We start from the raw sequence: 26408 nt of genomic DNA on the forward strand, positions 1-26408 counted from the left end.
AAAAGTAGGTGCAGAATTTACGTCCGCGCCTTCTTCTTCGGCGACTTCTTCTTCGGCAGGGGCAATACGTCGGCAGTCCGTTGAATGAAGGCGTGCAGGTGATCGAGGTCCTGCAACCGTTCCTCCGTCACCCGGTAATAATCCTTCGCTCCCGGGTACGGCGGAGCCAGATCGGCCTCTGATCCGAACTCCGTACTGACCTCGGTGGGTTTGACGAACAGAACGTCTCCGCAGATCAAGCCCACGATCTTCTCGTCGCAATACAGTCCGTACTCGCCGAACATCGCCCTTGCCCGCACGTCGAGCGGTTCCAACTGCTCGAGAATGCGCGCCACGGTTTCCTTGCTCGTGCTCATGAGAGCAAACTACTCCGGCACCCCGACATACAGACATTCATCGGGGAGCCGGAGTAGATATGGCGGTATTAGACCTTCGTGATCGCGGCGCGGATACCGTCACCGAGATCGACGGCGTCGTCTCCCGCTTCACCCACCGAGAAGGAGGTGGCCAGAACCTCACCGGCGATCAATTCGCGATGACGCTCCGCCCACTCCTTGCAGTCCTGCGGAACCTCGAGCACGACGTTGATCCGGTCCGAGACGTCGAAACCGGCAGCACGGCGCGCATCCTGCAACTGACGGATACGGTCCTTGGCCCATCCCTCGGCTTCGAGTTCCTCCGTCACAGCGGAATCGAGTACGACCAGTCCCGCACCGTCCGGCAGTGCTGCCGTCGAATCCGGCTCGGCCGCAACCAGTTTCTGCGTGTACTCCTCGGGCAGCAGTTCGATGCCCGCCGCAACCACGACGCCGTCCGCGTTCTCGGTCCAGTCGCCCGCCTTGACCGCCTTGATGACAGTCTGAACGGACTTGCCCAGACGCGGTCCTGCAGCACGCGCATTGACCGCGATCTCGAAGCGCCCGTGCACGTCGACGTCATCGGTCAGATCGACCTTCTTGACGTTGACCTCGTCGGCGATCAGTCCGAGGAACGGACGCAGACGCTCGGCATCCGGCGCCGCAACCGTGACCTCGGGCAGCGGAAGACGAACACGCAGATTCTGCGCCTTGCGCAGGCTCAGCACCGTGGAGCACACGGTCCGGACGTCGTCCATCGCCGCTACCAGCTCGGGGTTCGCGGGGAGCTCCGACGCCTCGGGCCAATCAGCCAGGTGAACCGAGCGCTCCCCGGTCAGCCCGCGCCAGATCACCTCGGACACCAGCGGCAACAGCGGCGCAGCGAGACGCGTCACGACCTCGAGCACGGTGTGCAGGGTGTCGATCGCGTCGCGATCCTCGTCCCAGAACCGCGAACGCGACCGTCGCACATACCAGTTGGTGAGTGCGTCACAGAACAACCGAAGCTCGTCGCACGCGCCGGCGATGTCGTTGACCTCGAGGGCCTCGGTGATCACGTCGCGGGTGGTAGCGAGCTTGGCCAGGATGTACTGATCGAGGATGTTCTCCGAATCGGTACGCCACACACCGGATTCCGGCGCGTACAACTGCAGGAAGCTCCAGGCGTTCCACAGCGGGAGCAATGCCTGACGCACACCTTCGCGGATGCCCTGCTCGGTCACGATGAGGTTTCCGCCGCGCAAGATCGGCGAAGACATCAGGAACCATCGCATGGCATCGCTGCCGTCGCGGTTGAACACCTCCTTCACGTCCGGGTAGTTGCCCTTGGACTTGCTCATCTTGAGTCCGTCGTCGCCGAGCACGATGCCGTGCGCAGCAACGGTTTTGAACGCCGGACGATCGAAGAGTGCGGTGGCCAGCACGTGCAGCGTGTAGAACCAGCCGCGAGTCTGCCCGTTGTACTCGACGATGAAATCGCCCGGGAAATGGCCCTCGAACCATTCACGGTTCTCGAATGGGTAGTGCACCTGCGCGTACGGCATCGAACCGGATTCGAACCAGCAGTCGAGCACCTCGGGAACGCGGCGCATCATCGACTTCCCGGTCGGGTCGTCGGGGTTCGGGCGGACCAGGTCGTCGATCATCGGGCGATGCAGATCGGTCGGACGCACACCGAAGTCTGCCTCCAACTGATCGAGCGATCCGTAGACGTCCGTACGCGGGTACTGCGGATCGTCCGACACCCACACCGGGATCGGGCTGCCCCAGTAGCGGTTTCGGCTGATGTTCCAGTCGCGTGCACCTTCGAGCCACTTGCCGAACTGGCCGTCACGGATGTGCTCGGGCACCCACGTGATGTCCTTGTTCAGCTCGACCATGCGATCGCGGAACTTGGTGACCGCGACGAACCACGAGGGAACCGCCATGTAGATGAGCGGCTGCCCACTGCGCCAACTGTGCGGGTACGAGTGCTCGATCGTCTCGTGCCGCAGCAGCTTTCCAGCGGCCTTGAGGTCCTTGATGATGACCGGGTTGGCGTCGAAGACCATCAAGCCCTCGTACGGCGGAACCATCGAGGTGAACTTTCCACCCGGATCGAGCGGCTGCACGACCTCGATACCGTTGGCCGTGGCGACATCCATATCCTCCTCACCGAAAGCCGGTGCGAGGTGGACGATTCCGGTTCCGGAATCGGTTGTCACGTAGTCGGCCGAAAGCACGACGTGCGCGTTCGGATGTCCGAGGAAGAAGTCGAACGGCGGTGTGTACGACAGTCCGACCAACTCGGCGCCCTTGTGACGGGAAACGACCTCGGGGTCCTCCCCCAGCTCACGTGCGTAATGAGCAACCCGTGCTTCCGCGAGCACGTACCGCTTTCCGTCCTCGCCGAGCACCTGGACGTAGTCGACCTCGGGATGAACCGCAGTGGCCAAGTTGGACGGCAGTGTCCACGGAGTCGTGGTCCAGATGATCGCGTTTGCGCCGTCCAATGGTGAACCCGGAGCGACCAGCGGCATGTCGACCGTGACTGCAGGATCCTGACGCATCTTGTACGCGTCGTCGAGACGAGTCTCCTGATTGGACAGCGGAGTCTGCTCGTACCAGCTGTAGGGCAGCACGCGGAAGCCCTGATAGATCAGGCCCTTGTCGTGCAGCTCCTTGAAGGCCCACATGACGGACTCCATGAAGTCGACGTCCAGGGTCTTGTAGTCGTTGTCGAAGTCGACCCAACGTGCCTGGCGGGTGACGTAGTCGCGCCACTCGTCGGTGTACTTGAGCACCGAGGCCTTGCAGTACTCGTTGAACTTGGCCAGACCCATGACTTCGATCTCGGCCTTGTCCTTGATGCCGAGTTGCTTCTCCGCTTCGAGTTCTGCGGGCAGTCCGTGGCAGTCCCAGCCGAAGCGTCGCTCGACCTTGCGTCCACGCATGGTCTGGAAGCGCGGCACCAGGTCCTTGACGTACCCCGTCAGCAGGTGACCGTAATGCGGCAAACCGTTTGCGAAGGGCGGTCCGTCGTAGAAAACGAACTCTTCGCTGCCGTCCCGATTGGAAACCGACGCACGGAAGGTGTCGTCGTCGTCCCACTGTTTCAGGACTTTCTGTTCCAGTTCGGGGAACTTGACTCCGGTGTCGGCGGGGACACCGTAGTCGACTTTGGGATACCCGTTACTCGCCATGGCGATCTCCTCGTGCCAGTCGGACTCGGCACGGGGACGACGTGGCGCTTGTGCGCCGACACCGCGGTACCACCCCGTTTGCACCCCGTAGATCCGCGCTTGGATCCCGAGGTGCCACTCGATCGAGCTGTGACGGGCTCACCCGTTCGGTTCTACTGAGTTCTGGGCGCCTGAAGCGACAAGAACCGTTCTTCCGAAAGCTCCCCGGTGATTGCCGGATCACAGCCTGGTATTCGTGTTGGACAGTCTAATACTCGTCCTGGACCTTGTCGGAACTCGCCCTAGGACTTGTCGGGGCCACCCGGCGACTCGCCATGATTTCTCTGATTGTCATCGTTGGCGGTGGCTGCATCGTCGATCGACGAATTCGAGGAACTCTCGACTCGACCGTAAGGCGACGACATTCCGCTGCCCGATGCCGGGTCATCCAACGAAGGAACCGCCTTCCTGCTGGTCAGCGCACTGACCAGCAGGAGGACGGCACCTGCTACACAAATCGCGATACATGCCCACGCCCAGATCAGCGACCCTGTGGTCAGGGCGACGATCAGGAGAGCGAAACCAACTCCCGCGAGAACCAACGTCACGACCAGCACGTATCAACCTTTGTCCGGTCCGATAGCTGAGCCGACGGGGCGCTCTCGGTCAGCTGTTTCCCTTGGCGAAGGACGGGCTGTAGGAATCCTGTCCACCGTCGACCGGAACGGCCGAGCCGCGCTGTTCGAGCTCTTCGAGCTGCGATTCCAGGTAGGACTTCAGGCGCACCCGGTACTCGCGTTCGAACGTCTTGAGCTGCTCGATACGGCCCTCGAGGACCGAACGCTGCTGGTTGATGGTCGCCATGATTTCGGTGTGCTTCTTCTCGGCGTCCGCCTTGAGAGCGTCTGCCTTCTCCTGAGCCTGGCGAAGCTGGGTCTCGGAGCGAGTCTGAGCGTCGGTGAGCATCGCCTCCGACTTGTTGCGCGCATCCGCGATCATGCCGTCAGCCTTGCTGCGAGCCTCGCTCATGAGCTGCTCGGAGTTGGTGCGGGCACTGCCGAGCAGCTGCTCGGACTCGGTCTTGGCATCGTTGGTGAGGCGATCCGCCATCTCCTGAGCCAGTCCGAGGACCTTTGCGGCCTGCATGTGGGTGTCGCCACTCTGCGGCGCTGCAACGGCAGCGGCGGCGGGAACCGGCGCTGCAACAGGTGCAGGCTTGGGCGGTTCGACGACCCGAGCGGGCTCCGGCTTGGGCTGCGCTGCGACGGGTGCTGCCTGCTGAGCAGGTGCCGGCGACTTCTTGGCAGCCGCGAGCTCCTGATCCAGCTCACCTACGCGCTGGCGCAGGTCCGCATTCTCTTCGATGAGCTGCGACAGCGCCTGCTCGACGAGGTCGAGGAATGCGTCGACCTCGTCCTCGTTGTAGCCACGCTTGCCGATAGGCGGCTTGCTGAACGCAACGTTGTGCACGTCAGCTGGAGTCAGTTGCGGCATGGAAGGATCCCTTCACGCGTCATTTGGCGGTCTAGCAAGCATTCAGTTGCAACACAGTCTACGTAGTGGCGAACCACTGGATGAGTTATGGCATCCATTCTGGCATACCACTCACTCGGACTGCGCTCAGCGAACAACCGACATCAGGATGATGACGATGAAAAGCAAGACCATGATGGATAGATCCAAGCGAACTCCACCGAGGTTGATCGGGGGGATCAACCTGCGGAGCAGTTTCACCGGAGGATCGGTGATCGTAAAAATGGTTTCGAGAATGACTGCGACCAATCCGGTCGGTCGCCAATCTCTGGCAAACGAACGAACGAACTCGACGATCACTCTGCCGATCAGCAACAGCCAGAAGACAACCAGCACCAGATAGATCACAGAGAGAAGCGCGTCCACACCCTCACTCTGCCTGACTTCTGCGGTGTGTCCAAAACAGACACACCGCAGCAATTCCGGAACCGGTCCGCATCGAGTCCGTCTTGTAACGGCCGGCGATGGGTCCGAATGCGGCGTCCGCCGAGGCGGGCCGCCGTTCGAATGTGCTCACGTCACCCCTGCTCAGGGGCCGGACTGCGGTCGAGACCATCATTTCTGGCTGTAGAAACCCGTCTCGGCGATCCGACGGCGCTCCTCGGCGGAAACGTCGATGTCGGCCGGTGAGAGAAGAAACACTTTGGTGGCTACCTTGTCGAAAGAACCACGCAATGCGAACGCCAGGCCGGCCGCGAAATCGACCAGACGCTTCGCGTCGGCGTTGCTCATGTCGACCAGATCCATGATGACGGGAGTGCCGTCCCGGAACCGCTCACCGATCGTGCGGGCCTCTGCGTAGCTCTGCGGACGCAGTGTCGTGATCTTGGCGAGCGGGCCGCCGTCGTCGACAACCGGCGCACGTCGCGCTTCGGGTCGCTCTGCGCGCGCGTCGACCGCGAGGTTGCCACGGCTTGCCGGGCGCGGCGCCATCGCCGGGCGGCTGCTGCGGCTGGGAACGGTGTCGACGCGGGGCCGGGAATCGTAGCGATCGAACTCCGCGTCCTCTTCGTCACGACGACTGGGCGCGTAGCTCGCCTTCGAGAAGGCAGGTTCGACGAACTCGCGGTCGTCGCGCTCGGCATAGCCGTCGTGACTACGACGGGGTGCGCGGCGAGCCTGATCGGGCTCCTCCACGTATTCGTCCTCGTAGTCATCGAGGGGAACCATGCCGAAGTAAGCCTTGAACTTATGCAGGTTGCTCATTGATCGACCTTCCTTGGCGCGGCGGAATCAATCCGACTGCGACCGGTCGCAGCGGTGTGGACGGGTTGGGCGATCACCTGAGCGATCACCTCGAGATTACTGGTCGTGAGCCGAGCAGTGCGGTTCCGACACGCACGCAGGTTGATCCGTGGCGCACTGCAGCCTCCAGATCGCCGGTCATACCGGCCGAGAGTTTGGTTGCCCGGGGATGCGATTCGAGGATCAAAAGATGTGCCCTGCGGAGGATTTCGAACTGCTCGTCCGGATCTGATCCAAGCGGCGGGACGGCCATCAGTCCCGCGAATTCGAGACCTTCGGCTGATTCGATCCGCTCGGCGAGAGGCGTTAGCTCGCCCGTCGGAACTCCGCCACGCGCGGGGTCTCCGTCGAGACTTACCTGGATGAGCGCCCGGAGCGGCTCCGTGCGCTCACCGTCCGACAAAGCACTCAGCGCAGCCCGATCGAGTGCATCGACCAGTCGCGCACTGTCCACCGAGTGAATTGCATAGGCCCACTTCGCTACCGACCGAGCTTTGTTGCGCTGCAACTGTCCGATCATGTGCCAGCGAACCGGATCATCGATCGCGCCCGTCTGTGCAGCGCCGTCGAAGTCCGCGACCTTCTCCACTGCTTCCTGCTCACGAGACTCACCGAATTCACGGCAACCCAGTTCGTACAGGATTCGAGCGTCGGACGCCGGAAAGAATTTGGTCACCGGCAGCAGTGCTACGTCGGAAACCTCGCGACCGGCGGCAAGGCAGGCGGCCGCCAATCGCGCCCTCACCGAGTCGAGTGCCGTCGATATTTCTGTCAGCCGCATTTCCGTCTCGCGCATTTCTGCCTAGACGGTTTCCTGCGCTGCGGGCGCTTCCATCCAGATCACTGCAGCTTGACGCCCGGTCAGAGATTCTCGGCGATGACTGAACAACGCGCGATCCTCGATCGTGCACCGCGGGTCCTCGGCGACACCGGACACACCCGCGGCGAGCAACTGCTTACGCAGTCCCGCACGCAGATCGAGCCCCGGCGTGCCCTTCTCGGTGCGAGTTGCGCTGCCCGGCAAGTGCTTTTCCACGTCCGCGCGCATCGCAGCGGGAACCTCGTACTGGCGTCCGCTCGCAGCCGGACCGAGGAAGGCGCCGATACGCGAAACGTCCGCGCCCTGACGCACCATCTCCGCGAGGACGCGCGGGACGATACCGATGCGGGCACCGATCCGTCCGGCATGAACGGCCGCGATCACACCGGCCTCCTCGTCGGAGAGCAGAACGGGAACACAATCTGCACTGAGGGTGGCTAGCGCCAGGCCGGGAACAGTGGTGACCAGAGCATCCGTCACCGGAATCACTTCGTCGGTCGGTTCCGTCACGACAGTGACGTTGCGCGAATGGATTTGTTCCATCCACACGAGATGGTCAGGCTCGACGCCTATTTCGCGTGCCAGACGTCGGCGATTCGCATCGACGGCTGCCGGATCGTCTCCGACGTGATCGCCCAGATTGAACGACTCGTACGGTGACGCGGAAACACCACCGGCTCGGCTGGTCACGACGCGGCGAATGCGGGTGCGGGTGGTCGACTTCTCGGTACTCAAGATAAGTGTGCTCACAAACGTCGAAAGTTGTCGTCCGGCTCAGACGTGTCCGGACATCCAGTCAAGAACAGGGTACCCAGAAATTCCGGGCACCCTGTTCTCGAAACTGTTTGTAGCCCTACGTCAGCGACGCATGAAGACCGGCACGTCGACGTCGTCGTCGCCCTCGTCTTCCTGGACCGGCGCATGGCGGGGGCCACCGATCGGAGGCAAGCTGCCCGAACCGGTGGTCTCGCGCGCTGCGGAAATCGGCTGCTCGCCAGCAGGTTCGGCGGCCACCGGCGACCGGCCGACCTCACCCGCGCGCCCGGCGCCGATAGCTCCACGTCCCTGCGCGGTCGACTCCACGGGACGACGAGCCGGAGCTCCTCCGTCGAATCCCGCAGCGATGACCGTCACACGAACCTCGTCACCGAGTGAATCGTCGATGACCGTTCCGAAGATGATGTTGGCGTCGATGTGGGCAGCTTCCTGCACCAGCGAAGCCGCCTCGTTGATCTCGAACAGGCCCAGATCGCTACCGCCGGCGATCGACAGAAGCACGCCGCGGGCGCCTTCCATCGAAGCTTCGAGGAGCGGGGAATTGATCGCGGATTCCGCCGCCTTGATCGCGCGTCCCTCACCCCGCGAGGAACCGATTCCCATCAACGCACTACCGGCACCGGACATGACACCCTTGACGTCCGCGAAGTCGACGTTGATCAGACCCGGAGTGGTGATGAGGTCGGTGATGCCCTGGACGCCGTTGAGGAGAACCTCGTCCGCGCTGCGGAACGCGTCCATCAGGCTGACGGCCGCGTCACCCAGCTGGAGCAGGCGATCGTTGGGAATGACGATCAGCGTGTCGCAGGACTCGCGGAGCGCCTGGATTCCGGTATCCGCCTGTCCCCCACGACGCTTGCCCTCGAAGGAGAACGGCCGAGTCACGACGCCGACGGTGAGTGCGCCCAGCTTCCGGGCGATGCTTGCCACGACAGGGGCACCACCGGTTCCGGTGCCACCACCCTCGCCTGCGGTCACGAACACCATGTCGGCGCCCTTGATGACCTCTTCGATCTCGTCCTTGTGATCTTCGGCTGCCTTGCGACCCACTTCCGGGTCGGCACCGGCGCCGAGGCCACGGGTCAATTCACGACCGACGTCGAGCTTGACGTCGGCGTCACTCATCAGAAGGGCTTGCGCGTCCGTGTTGACCGCGATGAACTCGACTCCCTTGAGTCCCTGTTCGATCATGCGGTTGACTGCGTTCACGCCGCCGCCGCCGATGCCGACGACCTTGATTACGGCGAGGTAGTTGTGCGGGGGCGTCATCGGCTCTCGCCTTCCGTGTCGTGTTTCACGCTGCTTGTCAGTGCTGCTGTCTTTTTACTGCTGCTGTATTTGTCACTGCTGGTGTTCGAGATAAACCCTAAACCTCAACCACAGGGTTAGAGTTATGTCAAGTATTCGATCTGAAACGAAACGCTATGCACCGTCGTCGCGTTCCGCCATTAGGCGCGCCGAGACACACCGAAGTATTTGCTGCGCACTGACGCACGGCTGCACCGGGCGCTATCGCACCGTCGGCAGATCAGGACTGGACACATCGTACGTCTGCCCCGGTTGGGTCAACAGCGGAAGCGTCACAGCAGCCTTACGATCCGAGTGCTCGACACCGCCCCAGTTTACGACGCGACCGTCGAGCAGAGTCAGCGTGACACTCGAAATCGACCGAGCGGCAACCTCTCCCACCTGAAATCTCAGATCCGGCGGCAACACCGACAACACCTCGAGCGCGGCAAGCGTCGGCTCGTCGTTCCACCCGGGCGTCGGTGTCACCAGACGCGGAACCCCGGGCGGCGGGACGCCCATCTCGAAGTCGACGCCCTTCTCGTCCAGCAGGTGTGCACCCTCAGGTGAGTCGACGAAGACGACCGGTACCCGTTCGGTGACGGTGACGCGGATAGTCGACGGATACATCCGCTGCACACGAGCCGAGGCCACCTTCGGAATCGTCGCCACACGTGCGGCGGCGGCGCCGGTGTCTACCCGCATCAACGGCTGACCGGTCGGTACGGCCAGGAGCGAAAGGATCTGTTCCTCACTGACGGTCGTCGCACCGAGAACTTCGGTGCCCCGGACCGAGAGCACCGGAGACAACCAAGCCGTCAACGCAATTCCCACCACCAGCACGATTGCCAGCGGTGCCACGATCAGCGGTCGCTTGAACCACTTACGAGTCGGTGTGGGTTCGGGAGCCGGCTCCGTCGACCGCGTCGAGTATCGCGATTCGGTGCGAGTACTGCGCCGACGCGTACTGGTGGCTTGTCTGGCTCGAGGATCTCGACGCCCGCGCCGACTTCGTGCGTCGGGTGTCATCGCGGCGCGGGATGCGGCGCCGAACGCAAAGCATCGAGGATCTGTTTGCCGAGCATGGTCACGTCACCGGCACCCATCGTGATGACGATGTCGCCGGGGTGAGCCAACGCCGCCACCTGCTTCGGCGCCTGTGACAGATCCGGTTGATAGTGAACAGGTTTCGTGACCGACTGAGCGACCAGCGCACCACTGACGCCCGGCGTCGGCTCTTCGCGAGCGCCGTAGACATCGAGAACGACAACCTCGTCGGCCAAGTCCAGCGCCTGCGCGAACTCCTCGGCAAACGCGGCGGTGCGTGAATAGAGATGAGGTTGGAAGACCACGATCACGCGTCCGGCTGCCGAATTGGTCGACGACGAATCGTCCTCCGGTCGAACCAGATCCGCCGCCGCGCCGAGAACCGCACGAACTTCGGTCGGATGGTGGGCGTAGTCGTCGAACACCCGGACACCACGCTCGCGGCCGGTGAACTGGAACCGGCGGTGTACGCCACCGAATCCGGCGAGCCCCTCGACGATCTCCTCCGTCTCGGCGCCGGCGTCACGGGCAGCCAGTAGAGCCGCAAGTGCGTTGAGCGCCATGTGACGACCCGGCACTGCCATCCGCACGGTTCGCGCGGCGCTCTCGCCCGCCAGGTGGAACTGCAGGACTCCCCCGACGTCGTGCGCATGGAAGCCCAGTAGTCGGACTCCGACCTCGACACCGTCGACAGGCTCGAAGGCGGTGCCCGCCTCCACTTCCTGCGCGTCTGCCGATCCGTAACCGAGTACCCGGATGTCCGAACGGCCCGAGGCCACGATTCGCTTCGCGAGATCCGCCGATCCCGGGTCGTCGAGGCAAGCAATCAAGAGCCCACCCGGACGCAACTTGTCGACAAAATCGTCGAACACCTTCACATACGCTTCGACGCTGCCGAAATAGTCGAGGTGATCGGCCTCGATGTTGGTCACGACGATCACGTTGGGGTCGTACTGGAGCAGCGACCCGTCACTCTCGTCCGCCTCGGCGACAAAGACGTCACCGCTGCCGTGATGGGCATTCGTTCCCGCTTCGTTGAGTTCGCCGCCAACGGCGAACGAAGGGTCGAAACCACAGTGCTGCAGGGCGACCACGAGCATCGAGGTCGTCGACGTCTTGCCGTGTGTACCCGAAACCAGGAACGTGCGATTGCCCTGCATCAGTGATGCAAGGACAGCCGGCCGAAGAATCACCGGGATTCCGCGGCGAGCGGCCTCGACGAGTTCCGGGTTGTCCTTCGGGATAGCCGCGTGCGTCGTGACGACGACGGTCGGACCACCCGGCAGCAGGTCGAGAGCATCGGCGTCGTGGCCGATCCGGACCTGTGCCCCGCGTGCACGAAGCGCCAGGACTCCTCGGCTCTCCTTGGCGTCCGAACCCGAGACAAGACCCCCGCGGGAAAGCAGAATTCGAGCGATGCCGGACATACCGGCACCGCCGATTCCGACCATGTGTACTCGCTCGAGGTGGGCGGGCAGCGCGGTCATCGGTTTCCCCTTGCGTTTTCCTGGACGGCGTTTTCCTTTGCCGCGATGTCGAGCACGATCCGTGCGATCTCGGTTGCCGCGGTGCGGTGCCCGACGTTGGCAGCACCACTGCTCATCTTGTCGAGGCGCGCGCTGTCGCTCAGCATCGGGACGACGGTACCGGCGACGAACGTCGGCGTGAGCTCGTTGTCGGAGACGATGATCGCACCGCCCGCTGCGACAACGGGTTTCGCGTTGAGTTCCTGCTCACCATTGCCGTGCGGCAACGGAACGTAGACGGCCGGTAGTCCGACCGCCGAGACCTCGGCGACCGTCATCGCGCCCGAACGACAGATCGTCGCGTCGGCTGCGGCATACGCGAGATCCATCCGCGAAAGATAAGGAACAGCCACATACGGTGCCGTCTCCGAGTACTGCGTGACCTCGAGGGAGTTCTTGGGTCCGTGTGCGTGAAGGACCGAGATCCCGGCCTTCGCCAGTTCTTCCGCTGCTCCGGACACCGCGTCGTTGAGCGACTTCGCGCCTTGCGATCCGCCGAAGACGAGCAGAACGGGACCGTCCTGAGGCAGTCCGAAGTACTCGCGAGCTTGCGAGCGGAGTCCCGCTCGATCGAAATTGGCGATCGACGCGCGAACCGGGATGCCAACGATCTCGGCGTCCTGATCGCCGCGGTTCTTCACTCCGGAACCCGGAACAGCGGCAAGCACCCGCGTCGCCAGGCGAGCACCGATCTTGTTCGCGATACCGGCACTGGCGTTCGCCTCGTGGATGACGATCGGAATCTTGCGCCGGCGCCGAAGAACACCACCACGTGCGGCAAGATACGCCGGAAGCGCGACGTAACCACCGAAACCGACGATCACGTCGGCGTCGACGGAATCGAGTACCTCGCGGGTCTTGCGCACCGAGGCGAGGATGCGTGTCGGCAGTTTGACGAGATCCATCGTGGGCTTACGAGGAAGCGGAACCGGGGGAATGAGCTCGAGCGTGTACCCGCGAGCCGGCACCAAGGTGGTTTCGAGACCACGCGCCGTCCCGAGCGCAGTGATTCTGGTGTCGGGCGCAGCGGCCTTGACCGCGTCCGCGACAGCAAGTGCGGGTTCGATGTGACCAGCCGTGCCTCCCCCCGCCACCACTACCGACAGAGCCGATTTGTTGCCGCTCACCTACGAATTCCTCGCTCTCGAACTTCTCGTGGATCTTGTGCCCTACGTGTCGGCGCCTGCCGACGCTGACCATTCTGCCCTCCCGCGGTGCGCTTCCGTGACCCAGCGGCCGCACCTCGGTTGGAATCCGAGGAAGGGCGAGCACCTTGATCTGCCCGCTTGCGTCGATCGCCCGTCTCGATCGCGCGCCGGCCGTCGCGTCCGCGTGCCGGTTCGATCTGCCGTGCGGGCTTCGGTCGACGGATCGGCCGGCCCCCTGACGGCGGGTGGTACAGCACGGGCTTCGGCAGTCTGAGCAACTTCGAGATCTTGCCGTCCTGCCCGGAGTTCAGAGCGGCAACTGCTTCGGGCTCGTGGCGCGCTGCATTGGCGATGACACCGAACATGAACAACGTGATCGCCAAGGACGAACCGCCGGCGGAGACCAAGGGCAACTGGAGTCCGGTCACCGGCAGCAGTCCGATGACGTAACCGATGTTGATCATTGCCTGGCCGACGATCCAGGTAGTTGCAGTGGCCGACAGGAGCCGCCAGAACGGATCGATGCTGCGGGCTGCGATCCGCAATCCCGTGTAGACGAATACAGCGAACAAACCGATCACCACTGCGCAGCCGACAAATCCCAACTCTTCGCCGATGATCGCGAAGATGAAGTCGTTGTGCGCGTTGGGTAGGTAGTTCCACTTGGCGACGCTCTGACCGAGTCCGCGTCCGAAAACGCCCCCGTCGGCGAGCGAATACAAAGCCTGCTTGGCCTGATAGTTGTTGCCCTGCAGGTCGTCGCTCTTGTTGAAGAAGGCTTGAACTCGATCGGAACGATAACCGGCCGTCATCGCCAGCACGCCCGCCACGACGACGCCCGTCACCGCGATCGAGCCGAAGAGCTTCAGTGGCAGCCCACCGAACCACAGCAGGGCCCCGACGATGATTCCCAATGCGATGGTCGTACTGAGGTTCGGTTGCGCGACGACCAGCGCGAAGACCAGCATTGCTGCGGGCACGAGCGGAATCAGGATCGACTTCACGGATCGGTCGTCCGGCCGCCGCGAAGCCAACAGATGGGCGCCCCAGATCGCCAACGCGACCTTCATGATTTCCGAGGGCTGCACCGAGAACCCGCCGACGTTGAACCAGCGACGCGCGCCCTGCGCTTCTGTGCCGATTCCCGGAATCAGGACGAGTACCAGCATGATCAGCACGACGACGAACAGCGGAAACGAATACTGCCGGAGCACTCTCGCCGGGATCCGCAGCGCGACGTAGAAGAGCACCGCCCCGAGAATCGCGAAAATCAGCTGCTGGGTGAACAACGAATATGCCGAGCCACCGGACACGTACTGCTCGACGCTCGACGCCGACAGAACCATCACGAGCCCCAAGACAGTCAACATCGTGGCAATCGTCACCACCAGGTGGAACGACGCCAACGGCCGCGCCAACCAGGCACCGATTCGGGTCTTGGGACCCTTGGTCATCGCAAGTTCCCGGCTTGGCCAGGCGAATCCGTGAACGGATCGGGTAATGCGGCTACGGCGGCGGCGAAGCTGTCACCACGATGTCCGTAGCTGGCGAACATGTCCAAGGACGCGGCGGCCGGTGCGAGTACAACTGCATCACCGGGGGACGCCAACTCGGCAGCTTCGACTACCACTGCGGCCATGACGGCATCCGCGTCGGCACCCGACGGCAGCCGGATGGTGAGAGTCGAGTTGCTGCTGTTTTCGCTCACCACTGCATCGTCCCCCGACATCACGTGCACCACGGGAACATCGGGCGCGTGTCGCGCGAGCGCGTCCTCGATCACACCAGCGTCACGCCCGAGGAGGACAGCGCCGGAGAGTCGAGGGCCGACTTCGCTCACCAATTGGTCGACGCTGGCTCCCTTGAGCAGACCGCCTGCAACCCAGACGACGCGATCGTGCGCGAGTAACGACGGCCTGGCTGCGTGCGGATTGGTGGCCTTGGAATCGTCGATGTACACAACGGACCCGACACGGCCGACCAGCGCCCCTCGGTGTGGGCCGACCTTGTGTGCGGCCAGACCGCTTTCGATTACATCTGCCTCGAATCCGAGTGCCCGCGCCAAGGCGGCGGCGGCCAGCGCGTCCATGACGCCTGCCGGGCCGGCGGGATCTATCGACGCTGCTTCGGCCAAGCGGACGTGATCGCCGAATGCGTTGTCCACGAGGTGTCCCGCTTCGACACCCAGTTCTCCTTCGCCCGGTTCACCCAATCTGAACCCGGTGACAATGTCTGCAGTTGCGCGAGTTCCCAGTTCGGAAGCGATCGCGTCATCGAGGCCGACCACCGCGACCTTTCCGCTCAGCGCCCGCGACTTGGCCTCGGCGTACGCGCTCATTCCGCCGTGCCAGTCGAGGTGATCCTCGGCGACGTTGAGGACCACGCCGGCATCCGGACGCACCGAAGGCGCCCAGTGCAATTGGAAGGACGACAGTTCGACAGCGAGGTACTCCACGCGCGGCGACGTCTCGGCGAGTGCGTCGAGTATCGGCAGCCCGATGTTTCCGCAGGCTCGGCCGACAACTCCGGCGGCGTCGAGAATCGAGGCCAGCATCGACGTCGTCGTGGTCTTTCCGTTCGTCCCCGTCACGACGAGCCATTTACGGGGTGTGCCGAAGTGCCCGCTGTGGTCGACGCGCCAGGAGAACTCGACGTCTCCCCAGATGGGAATCCCGTGACCGGCGGCGGCTGCAAGGATCGGTGCATCCGGCCGAAAGCCGGGACTGGTGACTACGAGCCCGTACTCGGTGATCGAATCCGGAGCATCCTCGATCGAGGTGGTGGTCACCATGCCCGCGCCGAGCTCCGCGCAGCGCTCCGCGAAGTCCAAGGTCGAATCGGCAACCGTCACGACAGCACCGAGGGCGACGAGAGGTTCGATGGTCGCTTGACCGGACACCCGCCCACCGGCGACCAGCACTCGCGTACCGCGGAGCCAGGACAGGTCGTTCTCGGAATCCGCTGAGCTGGTCATGGTTTTCAGCCTCCGAGCGCTGCGAGGTATTCGCTGTAGAAGAGTGCCAATCCGATAGCCGACGCAATAGCCGCCAGCAACCAGAATCTGATGATGACCGTGGTTTCAGCCCACCCGGCGAGTTCGAAGTGGTGATGGAACGGCGCCATTCGGAAGACCCGCCGTCGGCTGGACCGGAACACCGCTACCTGGATCACCACCGACGCGGCCTCCGCGACGAACAGTGCACCGATGACCACCATCAACAGTTCCGTGCTGGTGGTGATCGACAATCCGGCGAGCATGCCGCCGAGGGCAAGAGAACCGGTGTCGCCCATGAAGATCTTGGCGGGTGCGGCATTCCACCAGAGGAAACCGATGCACGCGCCCGCGCCTGCCGCGCAGAGCACCGCGAGGTCGAGCGGGTCTCGGACGTCGTAGCAACCCTTACCGGGATTCGTCTCGCACGAGTAGCGGAACTGCCAGAACGTGATGATGACGTAGGCGCCGAGAACGAAACTCATCGCTCCGGCGGCCAATCCGTCGAGGCCGTCGGTCAGGTTGACGGCATTGGACCAGGCGCTGACCAGTAGGTAGCAGAAGGCGATGAAGACCACGGAACCGAGTGAGACGGTGGCGATGTCGCGGACGTACGACAGATGAACACTGCCCGGAGTCAGCCCGTCGTCACCGCGGAACTGAAGGGCCAAAATTCCGAAGGCAATGGCAGCGACGAACTGGCCGACCAGCTTCGCTGTCTTGTTCAGTCCCAGATTGCGCTGCTTGCGGATCTTGATGAAGTCGTCGAGGAAACCGACTCCACCGAGCGCGGTGGTCAGACCGAGAACGAGTAGGCCGGACGCCGATGGCCCCTCCGCGTTGTCCATGCCGAGACCGATGAGGTGTGAGCCGAGATAGCCGGCCCAGATTCCGGTCAGGATCGCGACGCCGCCCATTGTCGGCGTGCCGCGCTTGGCCTGGTGACTGGCTGGACCTTCGGTTCGGATCTCCTGCCCGAAACCTTGTTTCGAGAACGCCTTGATCAGGATCGGCGTGAGCATGATGGAGACCGCCAGCGCGATGCCTGCGGCGAGAAGAATCTGGATCACTGCGAATCCCCGCCGTTCTCGCCGTCGGTGTTCTCGCTGTCGGTGTTGGGCGTTGCAGCCAGTATCGCTTCGGCGACCGTCCACAGTTCCACCGACTTGGACGCCTTCACCAGGACGAGATCGCCCGGTTCGAGTTCCGCTTCGAGAATGGCGATTGCCGCAGCTGCGTCAGGCACGACGACGGACTCGTCACCCCACGACCCCTCCATCACTGCTCCTTGATGCATCGCACGCGAGGTGCGGCCCGTCCCGACGACGATCAACTTGCTGACATCGAGTCTGACGGCAAGGCGACCGATCGCGTCGTGCTCGACAACTGATTCCGGTCCGAGCTCACCCATCTCTCCGAGCACAGCCCAGCTACGGCGACCGAAGTGCCGATCCGATCGCGCCATGGACACCAACGCTTTGAGCGCAGCGCGCATGGAATCGGGATTGGCGTTGTAACTGTCGTTGACGACGGTGACGCCGTCGGCGCGCTCGGTGACTTCCATCCGCCTCGCGGACGCTGCCTTCGTGCCCTCGAGGACACGTGCGATGTCTGCAACCGCGAGGCCGTTCTCGAGTGCGACGGCCGCCGCGGCCAGGGCGTTGCTCACGTGGTGTTCGCCGTGAACGGCCAGGCGAATACGTGCAGAACCCTGTGAACAGTTCAGTGTGAAGGAAGCCCTGGCCTGGTCGTCGACAACCACGTCGGTCGCCCGAACGTCGCAGTCTTCCGACTGGCCGACGAATACGATCCGGGCCTTGGTTCGACTCGCCATTGCGGCGACCATGCGGTCGTCGGCGTTGAGGACCGCAACTCCACCGTCGGCTGCCGACGGGAGTGCTTCCACCAGTTCACCTTTGGCGACCGCGATCGCTTCACGCGAACCGAACTCACCGAGATGGGCAGTGCCCACATTGAGAACTACGCCGATCTTCGGCGGCGCGATCTTCGTCAGTTCGCCGACATGACCGACCCCACGGGCCGACATCTCGAGAACGAGGAAGCGGGTCCTCTCGTCGGCGCGGAGCACTGTCCACGGCAGACCTAATTCGTTGTTGAACGACCCGGGGGGCGCAACCACCTCGCCGCACTCGCGCAGCAGCGCTGCTATCAGATCCTTGGTCGAGGTCTTGCCGGCAGAACCAGTGACACCGACCAGCGTCAGTCCACCATCGGTCGGTGCGCCGTTAGTTGCCAGTTCGTCGACGACTGCTCGGGCCAGAAGGCCGAGGGCATGCAGGACCGCGGCTCCGGACCCGTCGGTGTCGTGTTCGAGCAGCATCACTGCACTGGGACCGTCGTTCGGCACCGATGGAACGACGATTGCCGGAACTCCGACCGGCCGCGCCGCGAGCACCGCCACAGCGCCCGCTGCCACCGCCGCTTCCGCGTGATCATGACCGTCGACACGCGCTCCGGGTAGGGCGAGGAAGAGCCCACCTGGAGCTACTTTGCGCGAATCGAATTCGACGGTTCCAGTCACCTGCGTCGACGAATCGTCGACGTCGTGCAGGGTTCCTCCGACGATCTCGGCGATCCGAGAGAGCGTCATCGGGATCATTGCTTGCCTCCATGTGCTGTGTTGATCGCGAATCGGCCGATCATTTCGCCCAACACCTCGCGGTCGTCGAACGGGTGTTTGACCCCGTCGATTTCTTGACCTACTTCGTGGCCTTTGCCTGCCACCAGGACGACATCTCCTGGCTGTGCCCACCGGACTGCTTGCTCGATCGCGGTGGCCCGGTCCCCCACTTCGCGAACCTCGCCGCGTTCGGATTCGGGCACGTCCATGGCGCCTTGCATCACCGAAGCGCGAATCTTCGCCGGATCCTCGGTGCGTGGGTTGTCGTCGGTGACGATCAGCAGGTCTGCGCCTCGCGCACCCGCTTCACCCATGAGTGCCCGTTTGCCGGCGTCGCGGTCACCGCCCGCACCGACCACCACGGCCACTCGGCCGGGAACCTGGTTGCGCAACGTGGCGATCACGGCTTCGAGCGCTGCCGGCTTGTGGGCGTAGTCGACCACGGCGAGAAAGCTCTGCCCCCGGTCGATCCGCTGAACTCGCCCCGGGACGTCCACGGTCCCGAGCGCTCGAACAGCCGCGTCCGGGTCGAGTCCCGCAGCAAAACTGACGGTCAACGCCAGCGCAGCGTTGGCCACGTTGTATCGCCCGGGGAGACGAAGTGAGACTGGCCACGACTGTCCGTCCGGCCCGACCAACTCGAAGGTCTGGGAGCCGTCCTCGGCAACCTCGACTGCGCCGACCGTCCACTCGGCCTCGGCCGTCGAGGTCGAGACCGTGGTCACCGCGTCGCTCTCGTCGGTCGCGGCCAACTCGGCCATCCGTCGACCCCACACGTCGTCGACGCAGACGACGGCATGCTCGGCTCGCACCGTCGACTCAGGATCGAACAACCGAGCCTTGGCCTGGAAGTACTCCTCGAAGTCCCGATGGAAATCCAGGTGGTCCTGCGAAAGATTGGTGAACGCGCCGATGTCGAAGCGGATGCCGTCGACGCGTCCGAGAGCAAGAGCGTGACTGGAGACCTCCATGACGACGGTATCGATCCCCTGCTCTGCCATCACGGCGAACAGAGCATGCAGTTGCGGAGCTTCCGGCGTGGTCAGAGCGCTGGGCACCCGGCGGCCGTCGATTCGAGTCTCGATGGTCCCGACCAGGCCGGGCTTGCGGCCGGCTCCGGCAATCGCAGCTTCGAGCAAGTACGACGTCGTGGTCTTGCCCGATGTACCGGTAATGCCGACGACCTGCATCTTCTCCGAGGGCCGGCCGTAGATTTCCGCGGAGATCTCACCGAGCACATCCCGCGGGTTCGGATGAACGAGAACTGGGACGGACCGGTCAGGCGCCTTGTCCGCGGCCTCGATCAGTTCGAGGCCGGCCTCGTCGGTCAAGATCGCGGTCGCACCACGCCCCAGAGCGTCGACGGCGAACTGAGCGCCATGGGTCCGTGCACCGGGCAGAGCGGCGAAGAGGTCATCGGTCACGATTCCCTGCGCACGCAGGTCGACGCCCTTGACGACGACCTCCGAGGACTGTGATCCCGGTTGCCCCACCCATTCGAGGCGAGCCCCGGACAGTTCGGAGAGCGCCGTGATCGCGGTAGCAACCGGTTGTGTCGGACGCGTCCCGGGAGCGCCGTCCGAGTTCGACGATTGCAAACGATTCGGCACTGTCACTCGACTCCTGGCAATTGTCGTTGTTCTATCGCGGTCGTTGTCTATGGCGGTCGTTGTCTATGGCGGTCGCAACGCAAGCAAAGTTCGGCGCACTGCGATGAATGAGGTTACTGCGACGTTTGAGATTACCGTGTCCGGGATTCACCCGAAGACCGTGTCGAAACCGACACACCGCAATCAGTCCGCCTGCAACACCAACTTGCGACCGGGGTCCGGCGACATCGGGACACTGTCACGCTGGAGCATCCACGACGCGATGTTGTGGAACAACGGTGCCGCCGACTGACCGCCGCCGCCGTCCACGCCGCGAACCGGTGCGTCGAGCATGATTCCGATCACGAATCGAGGATTGTCCGCAGGCGCGATTCCCGCGAAGGTGATCCAGTAGTTGGAGTTGGAGTAGCACTTGCACGCGGGATCCACCTGCTGCGCGGTCCCGGTCTTTCCACTGACCTGGTATCCCTCGACGCCCGCGGCAACACCGGTTCCTCGTTGGTTGCCGGTGTCTTCCTGAGTGACCGACCGGAACATGTCCCGAACAGTCGCCGCTGTCTGGGCGCTGACCACCTCGACGCCCTCGGGCTGCGGCGTCTCGGTCCGCGTGCCGGAAGAGTCGACAGTCGACTTCACGATCCGCGGAGGAATTCGCACGCCGTCGTTGGCAATGGCCTGGTACATCCCGGTCATCTGCAGGGTTGTCATCGAGAGACCCTGCCCGATCGGCAGGTTCGCGAAGGTTCCGCCGGACCACTGGTCGCGACTTGGAACGCTGCCCGCGCTCTCGCCGGGAAGTCCGACGTCGGTGCGTTGTCCGAGGCCGAACCTGTTCAGCATGTCTGCGTAGCGATCCTCGCCCACTCGCTGAGCGAGCATCAAGGTGCCGACGTTCGAGGACTTTCCGAATACACCGGTAGAGGTGTACGGGGCCACACCGTGATCCCACGCGTCCTTGACTGTGGCACCGGACATCGTGATGCTGCCCGGGACCTGCAGAACTTCGTCCGGAGTTGTCTTACCGTCCTCGATGGCCGCTGCTGCGGTGACGATCTTGTTCACCGATCCGGGCTCGAACGGCGTACTGACCGACGGATTGCCCATTTCGGCTGTCGGCGCGTTCTTGTCGATGCCGATTGCGGGGTTGAAGGTGCTGTCGTTGGACATGGCCAACACCTGTCCCGTCTTGGAGTCCATGACCACAACCGAAGCGTTCTTTGCGCCCGACTTGTCCTTGGCGATCTGGACCTGCTGCTGAACGTAGAACTGGAGGTCCGAATCGATGGTCAGCTCGACACCCGAACCGTTGACTGCCGGTTGCTTGTCACGCCAGCTGCCGGGGATCACAGCGCCGTCGGAACCGCGGTCGTACGTTTCGGATCCATCGGTTCCGGCGAGCGTGGAGTCCATCGAATCTTCGAGACCGAGCAAACCGTGCCCGTCCCAGCCGGTCGCGCCGACGAGATTCGCGGCCAGAGAGCCACCGGGGTACTCGCGGATGTCCTGACGCTCGAGGCCGACCTCCCGGAACTTGTCCGAGATCTCGGCAGCAACCGCCGGATCCACGCTGCGCGCGAGGTACGTGAAAGTCTCGTTGCTGTTCATCTTCTGAAGCAGATCTTTTTCCGGAACGGTATCGCCGAGCTTGGCGTGGATTCCGGCGGCGATCTCGGCGAGGCGATCGCTCACTTCCGACGCTTGCTTGTCACCCTCGGCGCCCTGCTCGATGCTCTTGGCGCGCGCTTCCTCGAGTTCCTTGCGTACCCGCACCGGCTGGAAAGTCAGCGCCTTGGCTTCCATGGTGAAGGCGAGGGGGTTTCCGTTGCGATCGGTTATCGAGCCACGTACAGCCGGATCGACCTGCGTCGTGGTTCGTTGATTGGCAGATTCCGCAGCCAGACTCGGCGCGTCGATTCCCTGAATCCACAAGAGCTGCAATGCCGCAACGGCGAGCGCACCACACATGGTGATACGACCGACTCGCTGACGAAACGGAAATGAGGCGGTGGCCGAGCGGCGCGGACGCCGACCGGGGTTGTTACGGGAGTTCTGACTCACCGACGTTCCTCAGGCGGAGCAGGCACCGCCGTCGTGGTGGCGGGTGCTGTCGTCGTGGGGATCACAGGAACCAATTGTTCACTCTGCGCGAGGTTTCGCGTGTTATTCGGAACGCTCGGCGTGGCTCCGGGAGCAACCGGCGTTGTGGTGCGCGGGGGTGTCGCAGTCGGTGCGGGCACCGATGTGGGCGCATCGAGCGGCGGCATAGCTCCGGCAGTCGCGGGAGTCGGCGTTCCGACGACCTCGACCGAACCGTCCGGATGAACTACCAGTCGTGCAGGGTCCTTGGCGGGGACCATGCCGAGAGCGCTTGCCTGATTTGCCAACTCCGGAGCCGAGTTACGCGACTGGAAGTCACGTTCGAGCGCTGCTTTCTGCTCGACCAAAGACTGGTTGTATGCACGTGCATCACTGAGTTGGTACGAATCCTCGGCAGCGCGAGTGGTCAGCAGCAGAGTCACCGCGAGACCGATGGACAGAAGTCCGATGACGGAGGCCACGAACGGCACTCTCCCCTTGAGCATCGCCCGAGGAGAGATAGACGGGCCGGCAGCAGCGACAGTTCCGGTCCGGCCTGCCGCCCGTGCGGTGCGCTTGTCGTATGCACGTTGCGCTGCACCGGATTTGCCCTGACGACTCATGCCCGCCTCCTGGAAATGCGTTCTGCGGCACGCAAACGCACCGGAGCTGATCGTGGGTTCTCTTCGATTTCCTGCTCTGACGCACGTTCTGCGCCACGGGTGAGAATGCGGAACTCCGGTCCCATACCCGGCAACTCGACCGGTAGTCCTTCAGGACTGGTGGACTTCGAGCGGGGAACCAACTCCGCCTTCACAACTCGATCCTCGAGCGACTGGTAGGACATGAACACCACTCGCCCACCGACTGCCAGTGCGTCGAGCCCGGCAGGAACGGCTGCACGAAGCGAATCCAACTCGGCATTGACTTCGATCCGCAGCGCTTGGAAGGTGCGCTTGGCCGGGTGTCCCCCCGTACGCCGCGTGGCTGCCGGGATTGTTCGGTACAGCAATTCGACCAGAGCTGCACTGGTGGTGAAGGGTTCACGCTCACGCTGCCGAAGGATCTCGGACGCAATCTTTCCCGCGAACCGTTCTTCGCCGTACGTGCTCAGAATGCGAGCAAGGTCGCCGTGACTGTAGGTGTTCAGGACCTCTGCCGCGGTCAGCCCGACCGTCTGATCCATCCGCATGTCGAGAGGAGCGTCGATCGAGTACGCAAAACCTCGGTCGGCTTCGTCCAACTGCATCGACGACACACCCAGATCGAAAAGGATCGCGTGAACCGACTCCGTCGACGGCAGACCTGCCTGTTCGAGCGCGTCCTCGATCCCGTCGTACGTGGTGTGCACGAACGTCGTTCGGTCCGCGAATGGCGCCAGACGCTCGGAAGCGATCCGGAGTGCGTTGGTGTCGCGATCGAGACCGATGAGGTGAAGGCCCGGGTACTTGCCCAGGAAGAATTCGGAGTGGCCACCGAGCCCCAACGTCGCATCGATCATGTATGCGCCCGCTCCACCGTCACCGACGGCGGTGATGGCAGGGCCGAGAAGATCGTCGGCGCGGTGCAGAAGTACAGGGACGTGCGCGAAGCCATCGGCATCCGAGGGTTCGTTCACCTCGTGATCCACCATGATTGCTCCGGCTCCTACTTTCATGATTTCCGATGACTTTTCGAAAAGGTGCTGACTTTCCGAGAAGGCGATGACTGTTCGAGAAGGCGAATGCTTCGAGGTCCCTGCCCGAAGGAGAACCTGGCGCTGGGGAAGTGCGTCAGGGTCTTTCCGGGCAGAGGCCTCGCGGCATTCGCCGGGGGCTCTTCGCCTAGACGATCTCGCTGAGAGATTCGCCTGTTGCCTGCGAATAGTCCTCTTCGTTGTCTCCGAGATACCTCTCCCAGGCTGCTAGATCCCAGATCTCGAGGTAATCGACGGAGCCGGTCACTACGCATTCCTTGGACAGGTTTGCGTAACGCCGATGATCAGCCGAGAGGGTGATTCGCCCCTGGGCATCGGCGTGCTGTTCATCTGTGCCGGCGGCCAGAGCACGGACATACGCCCGAGCTGCCGGATCATTGCGTGGAGCTGCCGCTGCCTTTCGAGCAAGCTTGACGAACTCGTCCCGGGGGTAGATGGCGAGGCTGTGATCCTGACTCTTGGTGATCATCAATCCTCCTGCCAGTTCGTCTCGGAACTTTGCCGGCAACGTGAGCCGACCTTTGTCGTCGAGCTTCGGCGTGAAGGTACCGAGGAACACTCGACACCTCCTGCGAGCTTGCGCTGAAACCCTCCCTATCGAGCGGATCGTGCTTCAGCTCTCCGCCCGAACCCACAGTACCCCACTTTCCCCCACAAACAAGGAGCACATGGTCCCTATTCAGCATCATTTGCTGATAAATAGCAGGTCAGCGCAGGTGGGGAGACGTGGGGGAAATTTGTAACCGTGTCCCGGCCCACACCGCCGTCAGATCGACCCTTTACGCCACGATCTGTTGCTCCCCCACACAAAATCGCAGTACAAGCGCGGTTTTCGAATAGACGTGAGCGGGACGAGGTCTGGTCGTGCGTTGCAGTTCGACCAGGGTGGAGGAAAGTGGAGGGCCGAGTGGAGCGAAGTGGAGGAAGCCCGCGGGCATGCCCTGAGGCAGCAGGAGTGGCGAGTGATTCGCTCGCACGTCACTGATTCACTCGATGGATTGCCGGCGCACACGTACAACACCCACAGCAACGGCGTGTGGCGGTCGGCAACCTTGGTTGCCGACCGCCACACGTGTGGTCGTCCGTGCCCTGAAGAGGGCGTCACGTCCGAACTGCATCACTCTCGAAGTACGCCCGAAGAAGGGCGGGAGAGCTAGTCCTGCTCGAACCTGCGTTTGAATCGATCTTCCATCCGCGACGAGAATCCACCGCCGGACTTCCGGCCGCGTCCCCGCCCGGATCCGCCGGCACTACCCCTACCCGGCGGACCGGAGGGATGATTGCCACCTTCGGAAGCGGAGTCGGCGGCCGGCGCAGACTTACGTCCACCACCCCAGAGGAACAACACCCCTGCGCCGAACATGAACAAGAAACCGAACAGGCTGATGATCGGAAAACCGCCCGGCTTGAGCGGGAGTGCAACCCCCGCGATCAGCAGGACCAGACCCAGCACGAATAGAGCCGCTGCTTGGAACCGCCGTCTACTCGACGGCGCCCGCATACGGCCGCCCCTCACATTGGAGGCGAACTTGGGGTCTTCGGCATAGAGAGCGCTCTCGATCTGATCGAGCATGCGCTGCTCGTGCTCGGAGAGTGGCACGGTACCTCCCCCGGCACTGGAAGTTTGGCAACCACCCCACGGTGTGAGGCGGCGGGTAATCAAGTTGGACGATTACCTGTTTTCATAATACGAGCAGTTTAGGTCTCGGACCACCAACTCCGGGTACGAGTTCCGCCACAAGCGTACGTATTCGTGCCGAAGGGCCCCGATTCGGCTCCATTTGCCTGTGCGGACCAGGAAATTCCCCGGAAACAACTGCCGACACGGACCATTTGTTCACGACGCTCGCAAATGCTCGGACGCGTCCTGACCGATGAAATCTTCGACCGCCGTGAGAAAACGGCCGACCTCGGCGAAGAATGCGTCGGAATCGGAGTCCGTGATCACGATCGACACGCCGGTTTCCACGGCCGCACGCGTAGAGGACCACCCTGCGAAGAACTTCGACCACGCTCCGAACGCGGGCGCTGCGGCGTCCATCAGAACCCACGCGTTTCCGCTTCGCTTGCGCTTCGAGCCGGCACCGGCAGGAGCTGCGGCCAACACTGCCCCGGCACCACGTAGGGCCGCCAGGTAGGCACACCGGAACCGGTCGGCAGGATCGCCCGCCCCAATCGCTTCCTCGAGAAGCGCATCCGCCTTCCGGAGCAGCCCCCACGCCACACCGGACTTTCCCACTCGAGCAGTGCGGTCGCTGGCGTCCCTCGCGCCGAAGGACCGCCTCGCCGACATCGGCAATCGAGAAATTGCGGCATCCGACGGACTCGACAACTCGGCAGGAAGAGTTCGTTGGCACTTCACACGTTCAGGCTTCACACGCTCGGACATCGGGGCACCTCCTGCACCGTGAGGATCCAAGACCAGGTGGGCCGGAGATGCCCGCTTCCCTTCGGGCATCTCCGGATCACCCACATCGAACATCTGTTCGACCT

At 63.4% G+C, this 26408-nt stretch carries 24 protein-coding genes; 1 reads left to right on the forward strand and 23 read right to left on the reverse strand.

What is annotated here, in order from left to right:
* Positions 1–17: 17 nt before the first annotated feature.
* The 21 genes from ATN38_RS12145 to mraZ all read right to left on the reverse strand — a co-directional run bounded on the left by ATN38_RS12145 (position 18) and on the right by mraZ (position 24474).
* Positions 18–356, reverse strand: a complete 339-nt coding sequence (locus ATN38_RS12145; protein WP_003941748.1) for a TfoX/Sxy family protein — start codon at positions 354–356, stop codon at positions 18–20.
* Positions 357–424: 68 nt separating this feature from the next.
* Positions 425–3538 (reverse strand): isoleucine--tRNA ligase, encoded by a 3114-nt coding sequence (gene ileS / locus ATN38_RS12150; RefSeq protein ID WP_047270136.1) that lies wholly within the window; start codon positions 3536–3538, stop codon positions 425–427.
* A 281-nt stretch (positions 3539–3819) separates the two neighbouring features.
* The gene (locus tag ATN38_RS12155; RefSeq protein ID WP_007733197.1) at positions 3820–4134 is read right to left on the reverse strand and encodes a hypothetical protein; all 315 of its coding nucleotides are present in this window, start codon (positions 4132–4134) and stop codon (positions 3820–3822) included.
* A 49-nt stretch (positions 4135–4183) separates the two neighbouring features.
* On the reverse strand, positions 4184–5011 hold the full coding sequence (locus ATN38_RS12160) for a DivIVA domain-containing protein (protein ID WP_003941722.1): 828 nt from the start codon (positions 5009–5011) through the stop codon (positions 4184–4186).
* A 126-nt stretch (positions 5012–5137) separates the two neighbouring features.
* Complete coding sequence (locus ATN38_RS12165; RefSeq protein WP_003941780.1) at positions 5138–5416, reverse strand: YggT family protein; 279 nt, start codon at positions 5414–5416, stop codon at positions 5138–5140.
* Positions 5417–5605: 189 nt separating this feature from the next.
* Positions 5606–6256: a cell division protein SepF gene (locus tag ATN38_RS12170; protein ID WP_003941752.1), complete on the reverse strand. Its 651-nt coding sequence runs from the start codon at positions 6254–6256 to the stop codon at positions 5606–5608.
* Between the two features lie 85 nt (positions 6257–6341).
* On the reverse strand, positions 6342–7091 hold the full coding sequence (locus ATN38_RS12175) for a YggS family pyridoxal phosphate-dependent enzyme (protein WP_218748052.1): 750 nt from the start codon (positions 7089–7091) through the stop codon (positions 6342–6344).
* 6 nt (positions 7092–7097) lie between these two features.
* Entirely contained in the window at positions 7098–7865 is a 768-nt protein-coding gene (gene pgeF, locus ATN38_RS12180) for a peptidoglycan editing factor PgeF (protein ID WP_007733207.1), read from the reverse strand.
* Between the two features lie 108 nt (positions 7866–7973).
* A complete protein-coding gene (gene ftsZ / locus ATN38_RS12185; RefSeq protein ID WP_003941788.1) occupies positions 7974–9161 on the reverse strand; it encodes a cell division protein FtsZ in 1188 nt (395 codons plus the stop codon).
* 240 nt (positions 9162–9401) lie between these two features.
* Positions 9402–10040 (reverse strand): cell division protein FtsQ/DivIB, encoded by a 639-nt coding sequence (locus ATN38_RS12190; protein WP_007733212.1) that lies wholly within the window; start codon positions 10038–10040, stop codon positions 9402–9404.
* A gap of 164 nt (positions 10041–10204) precedes the next feature.
* Positions 10205–11713: a UDP-N-acetylmuramate--L-alanine ligase gene (gene murC / locus ATN38_RS12195; protein ID WP_042452839.1), complete on the reverse strand. Its 1509-nt coding sequence runs from the start codon at positions 11711–11713 to the stop codon at positions 10205–10207.
* Positions 11710–12879, reverse strand: coding sequence for an undecaprenyldiphospho-muramoylpentapeptide beta-N-acetylglucosaminyltransferase (gene murG, locus ATN38_RS12200; protein ID WP_003941767.1), 1170 nt, complete (start codon positions 12877–12879; stop codon positions 11710–11712). The genes murC and murG overlap by 4 nt, the downstream gene beginning before the upstream one ends.
* Complete coding sequence (ftsW, locus tag ATN38_RS12205) at positions 12876–14354, reverse strand: putative lipid II flippase FtsW (protein WP_003941724.1); 1479 nt, start codon at positions 14352–14354, stop codon at positions 12876–12878. Before ftsW ends, murG begins: the two co-directional genes overlap by 4 nt.
* Positions 14351–15874, reverse strand: coding sequence for a UDP-N-acetylmuramoyl-L-alanine--D-glutamate ligase (gene murD, locus ATN38_RS12210; RefSeq protein WP_042452836.1), 1524 nt, complete (start codon positions 15872–15874; stop codon positions 14351–14353). The genes ftsW and murD overlap by 4 nt, the downstream gene beginning before the upstream one ends.
* Before the next feature lie 5 nt (positions 15875–15879).
* Positions 15880–16962, reverse strand: coding sequence for a phospho-N-acetylmuramoyl-pentapeptide-transferase (gene mraY, locus ATN38_RS12215; protein WP_003941699.1), 1083 nt, complete (start codon positions 16960–16962; stop codon positions 15880–15882).
* The gene (gene murF, locus ATN38_RS12220; protein ID WP_064113273.1) at positions 16959–18512 is read right to left on the reverse strand and encodes a UDP-N-acetylmuramoyl-tripeptide--D-alanyl-D-alanine ligase; all 1554 of its coding nucleotides are present in this window, start codon (positions 18510–18512) and stop codon (positions 16959–16961) included. The genes mraY and murF overlap by 4 nt, the downstream gene beginning before the upstream one ends.
* Positions 18509–20143 (reverse strand): UDP-N-acetylmuramoyl-L-alanyl-D-glutamate--2,6-diaminopimelate ligase, encoded by a 1635-nt coding sequence (locus ATN38_RS12225; protein WP_030537036.1) that lies wholly within the window; start codon positions 20141–20143, stop codon positions 18509–18511. Before ATN38_RS12225 ends, murF begins: the two co-directional genes overlap by 4 nt.
* Positions 20144–20326: 183 nt before the next feature.
* The gene (locus ATN38_RS12230; RefSeq protein WP_218748053.1) at positions 20327–22201 is read right to left on the reverse strand and encodes a penicillin-binding protein 2; all 1875 of its coding nucleotides are present in this window, start codon (positions 22199–22201) and stop codon (positions 20327–20329) included.
* Entirely contained in the window at positions 22198–22842 is a 645-nt protein-coding gene (locus ATN38_RS12235) for a hypothetical protein (RefSeq protein ID WP_003941715.1), read from the reverse strand. Before ATN38_RS12235 ends, ATN38_RS12230 begins: the two co-directional genes overlap by 4 nt.
* Positions 22839–23852 carry a 16S rRNA (cytosine(1402)-N(4))-methyltransferase RsmH gene (gene rsmH, locus ATN38_RS12240; RefSeq protein ID WP_007730079.1) on the reverse strand — a complete coding sequence of 338 codons (1014 nt, stop codon included), beginning with the start codon at positions 23850–23852 and terminating at the stop codon, positions 22839–22841. The genes ATN38_RS12235 and rsmH overlap by 4 nt, the downstream gene beginning before the upstream one ends.
* A gap of 190 nt (positions 23853–24042) precedes the next feature.
* Positions 24043–24474 carry a division/cell wall cluster transcriptional repressor MraZ gene (gene mraZ / locus ATN38_RS12245; RefSeq protein ID WP_003941779.1) on the reverse strand — a complete coding sequence of 144 codons (432 nt, stop codon included), beginning with the start codon at positions 24472–24474 and terminating at the stop codon, positions 24043–24045.
* Positions 24475–24877: 403 nt separating this feature from the next.
* Between mraZ and ATN38_RS12250 the strand changes: the two genes are divergently transcribed.
* On the forward strand, positions 24878–25072 hold the full coding sequence (locus ATN38_RS12250; RefSeq protein WP_003941749.1) for a hypothetical protein: 195 nt from the start codon (positions 24878–24880) through the stop codon (positions 25070–25072).
* On the opposite strand, the gene ATN38_RS12255 is transcribed toward ATN38_RS12250, so the two are convergent.
* Together ATN38_RS12255 and ATN38_RS12260 are read right to left on the reverse strand one after the other, a co-directional pair.
* Complete coding sequence (locus tag ATN38_RS12255; RefSeq protein WP_003941660.1) at positions 25069–25515, reverse strand: DUF3040 domain-containing protein; 447 nt, start codon at positions 25513–25515, stop codon at positions 25069–25071. The two genes, ATN38_RS12250 and ATN38_RS12255, sit on opposite strands and share 4 nt — an antisense overlap.
* 237 nt (positions 25516–25752) lie before the next feature.
* On the reverse strand, positions 25753–26304 hold the full coding sequence (locus ATN38_RS12260; protein WP_223304500.1) for an SAV_6107 family HEPN domain-containing protein: 552 nt from the start codon (positions 26302–26304) through the stop codon (positions 25753–25755).
* Positions 26305–26408 lie beyond the last annotated feature (104 nt).

The organism is Rhodococcus sp. FH8, from assembly GCF_019266085.1.
GTDB lineage: Bacteria > Actinomycetota > Actinomycetes > Mycobacteriales > Mycobacteriaceae > Rhodococcus_F > Rhodococcus_F qingshengii.

What these genes read in the sequence shown, in the direction of transcription:
- murF (WP_064113273.1), bottom strand. Translation starts at nt 18,512, where the DNA reads ATGATCCCGATGACGCTCTCTCGGATCGCCGAGATCGTCGGAGGAACC.
- ileS (WP_047270136.1), bottom strand. Translation starts at nt 3,538, where the DNA reads ATGGCGAGTAACGGGTATCCCAAAGTCGACTACGGTGTCCCCGCCGAC.
- ATN38_RS12170 (WP_003941752.1), bottom strand. Translation starts at nt 6,256, where the DNA reads ATGAGCAACCTGCATAAGTTCAAGGCTTACTTCGGCATGGTTCCCCTC.
- ATN38_RS12260 (WP_223304500.1), bottom strand. Translation starts at nt 26,304, where the DNA reads ATGTCCGAGCGTGTGAAGCCTGAACGTGTGAAGTGCCAACGAACTCTT.
- ftsW (WP_003941724.1), bottom strand. Translation starts at nt 14,354, where the DNA reads ATGACCAAGGGTCCCAAGACCCGAATCGGTGCCTGGTTGGCGCGGCCG.
- ATN38_RS12235 (WP_003941715.1), bottom strand. Translation starts at nt 22,842, where the DNA reads ATGAGTCGTCAGGGCAAATCCGGTGCAGCGCAACGTGCATACGACAAG.
- ATN38_RS12175 (WP_218748052.1), bottom strand. Translation starts at nt 7,091, where the DNA reads ATGCGCGAGACGGAAATGCGGCTGACAGAAATATCGACGGCACTCGAC.
- murC (WP_042452839.1), bottom strand. Translation starts at nt 11,713, where the DNA reads ATGACCGCGCTGCCCGCCCACCTCGAGCGAGTACACATGGTCGGAATC.
- ATN38_RS12160 (WP_003941722.1), bottom strand. Translation starts at nt 5,011, where the DNA reads ATGCCGCAACTGACTCCAGCTGACGTGCACAACGTTGCGTTCAGCAAG.
- murD (WP_042452836.1), bottom strand. Translation starts at nt 15,874, where the DNA reads ATGACCAGCTCAGCGGATTCCGAGAACGACCTGTCCTGGCTCCGCGGT.
- ATN38_RS12145 (WP_003941748.1), bottom strand. Translation starts at nt 356, where the DNA reads ATGAGCACGAGCAAGGAAACCGTGGCGCGCATTCTCGAGCAGTTGGAA.
- ftsZ (WP_003941788.1), bottom strand. Translation starts at nt 9,161, where the DNA reads ATGACGCCCCCGCACAACTACCTCGCCGTAATCAAGGTCGTCGGCATC.
- rsmH (WP_007730079.1), bottom strand. Translation starts at nt 23,852, where the DNA reads ATGGTGGATCACGAGGTGAACGAACCCTCGGATGCCGATGGCTTCGCG.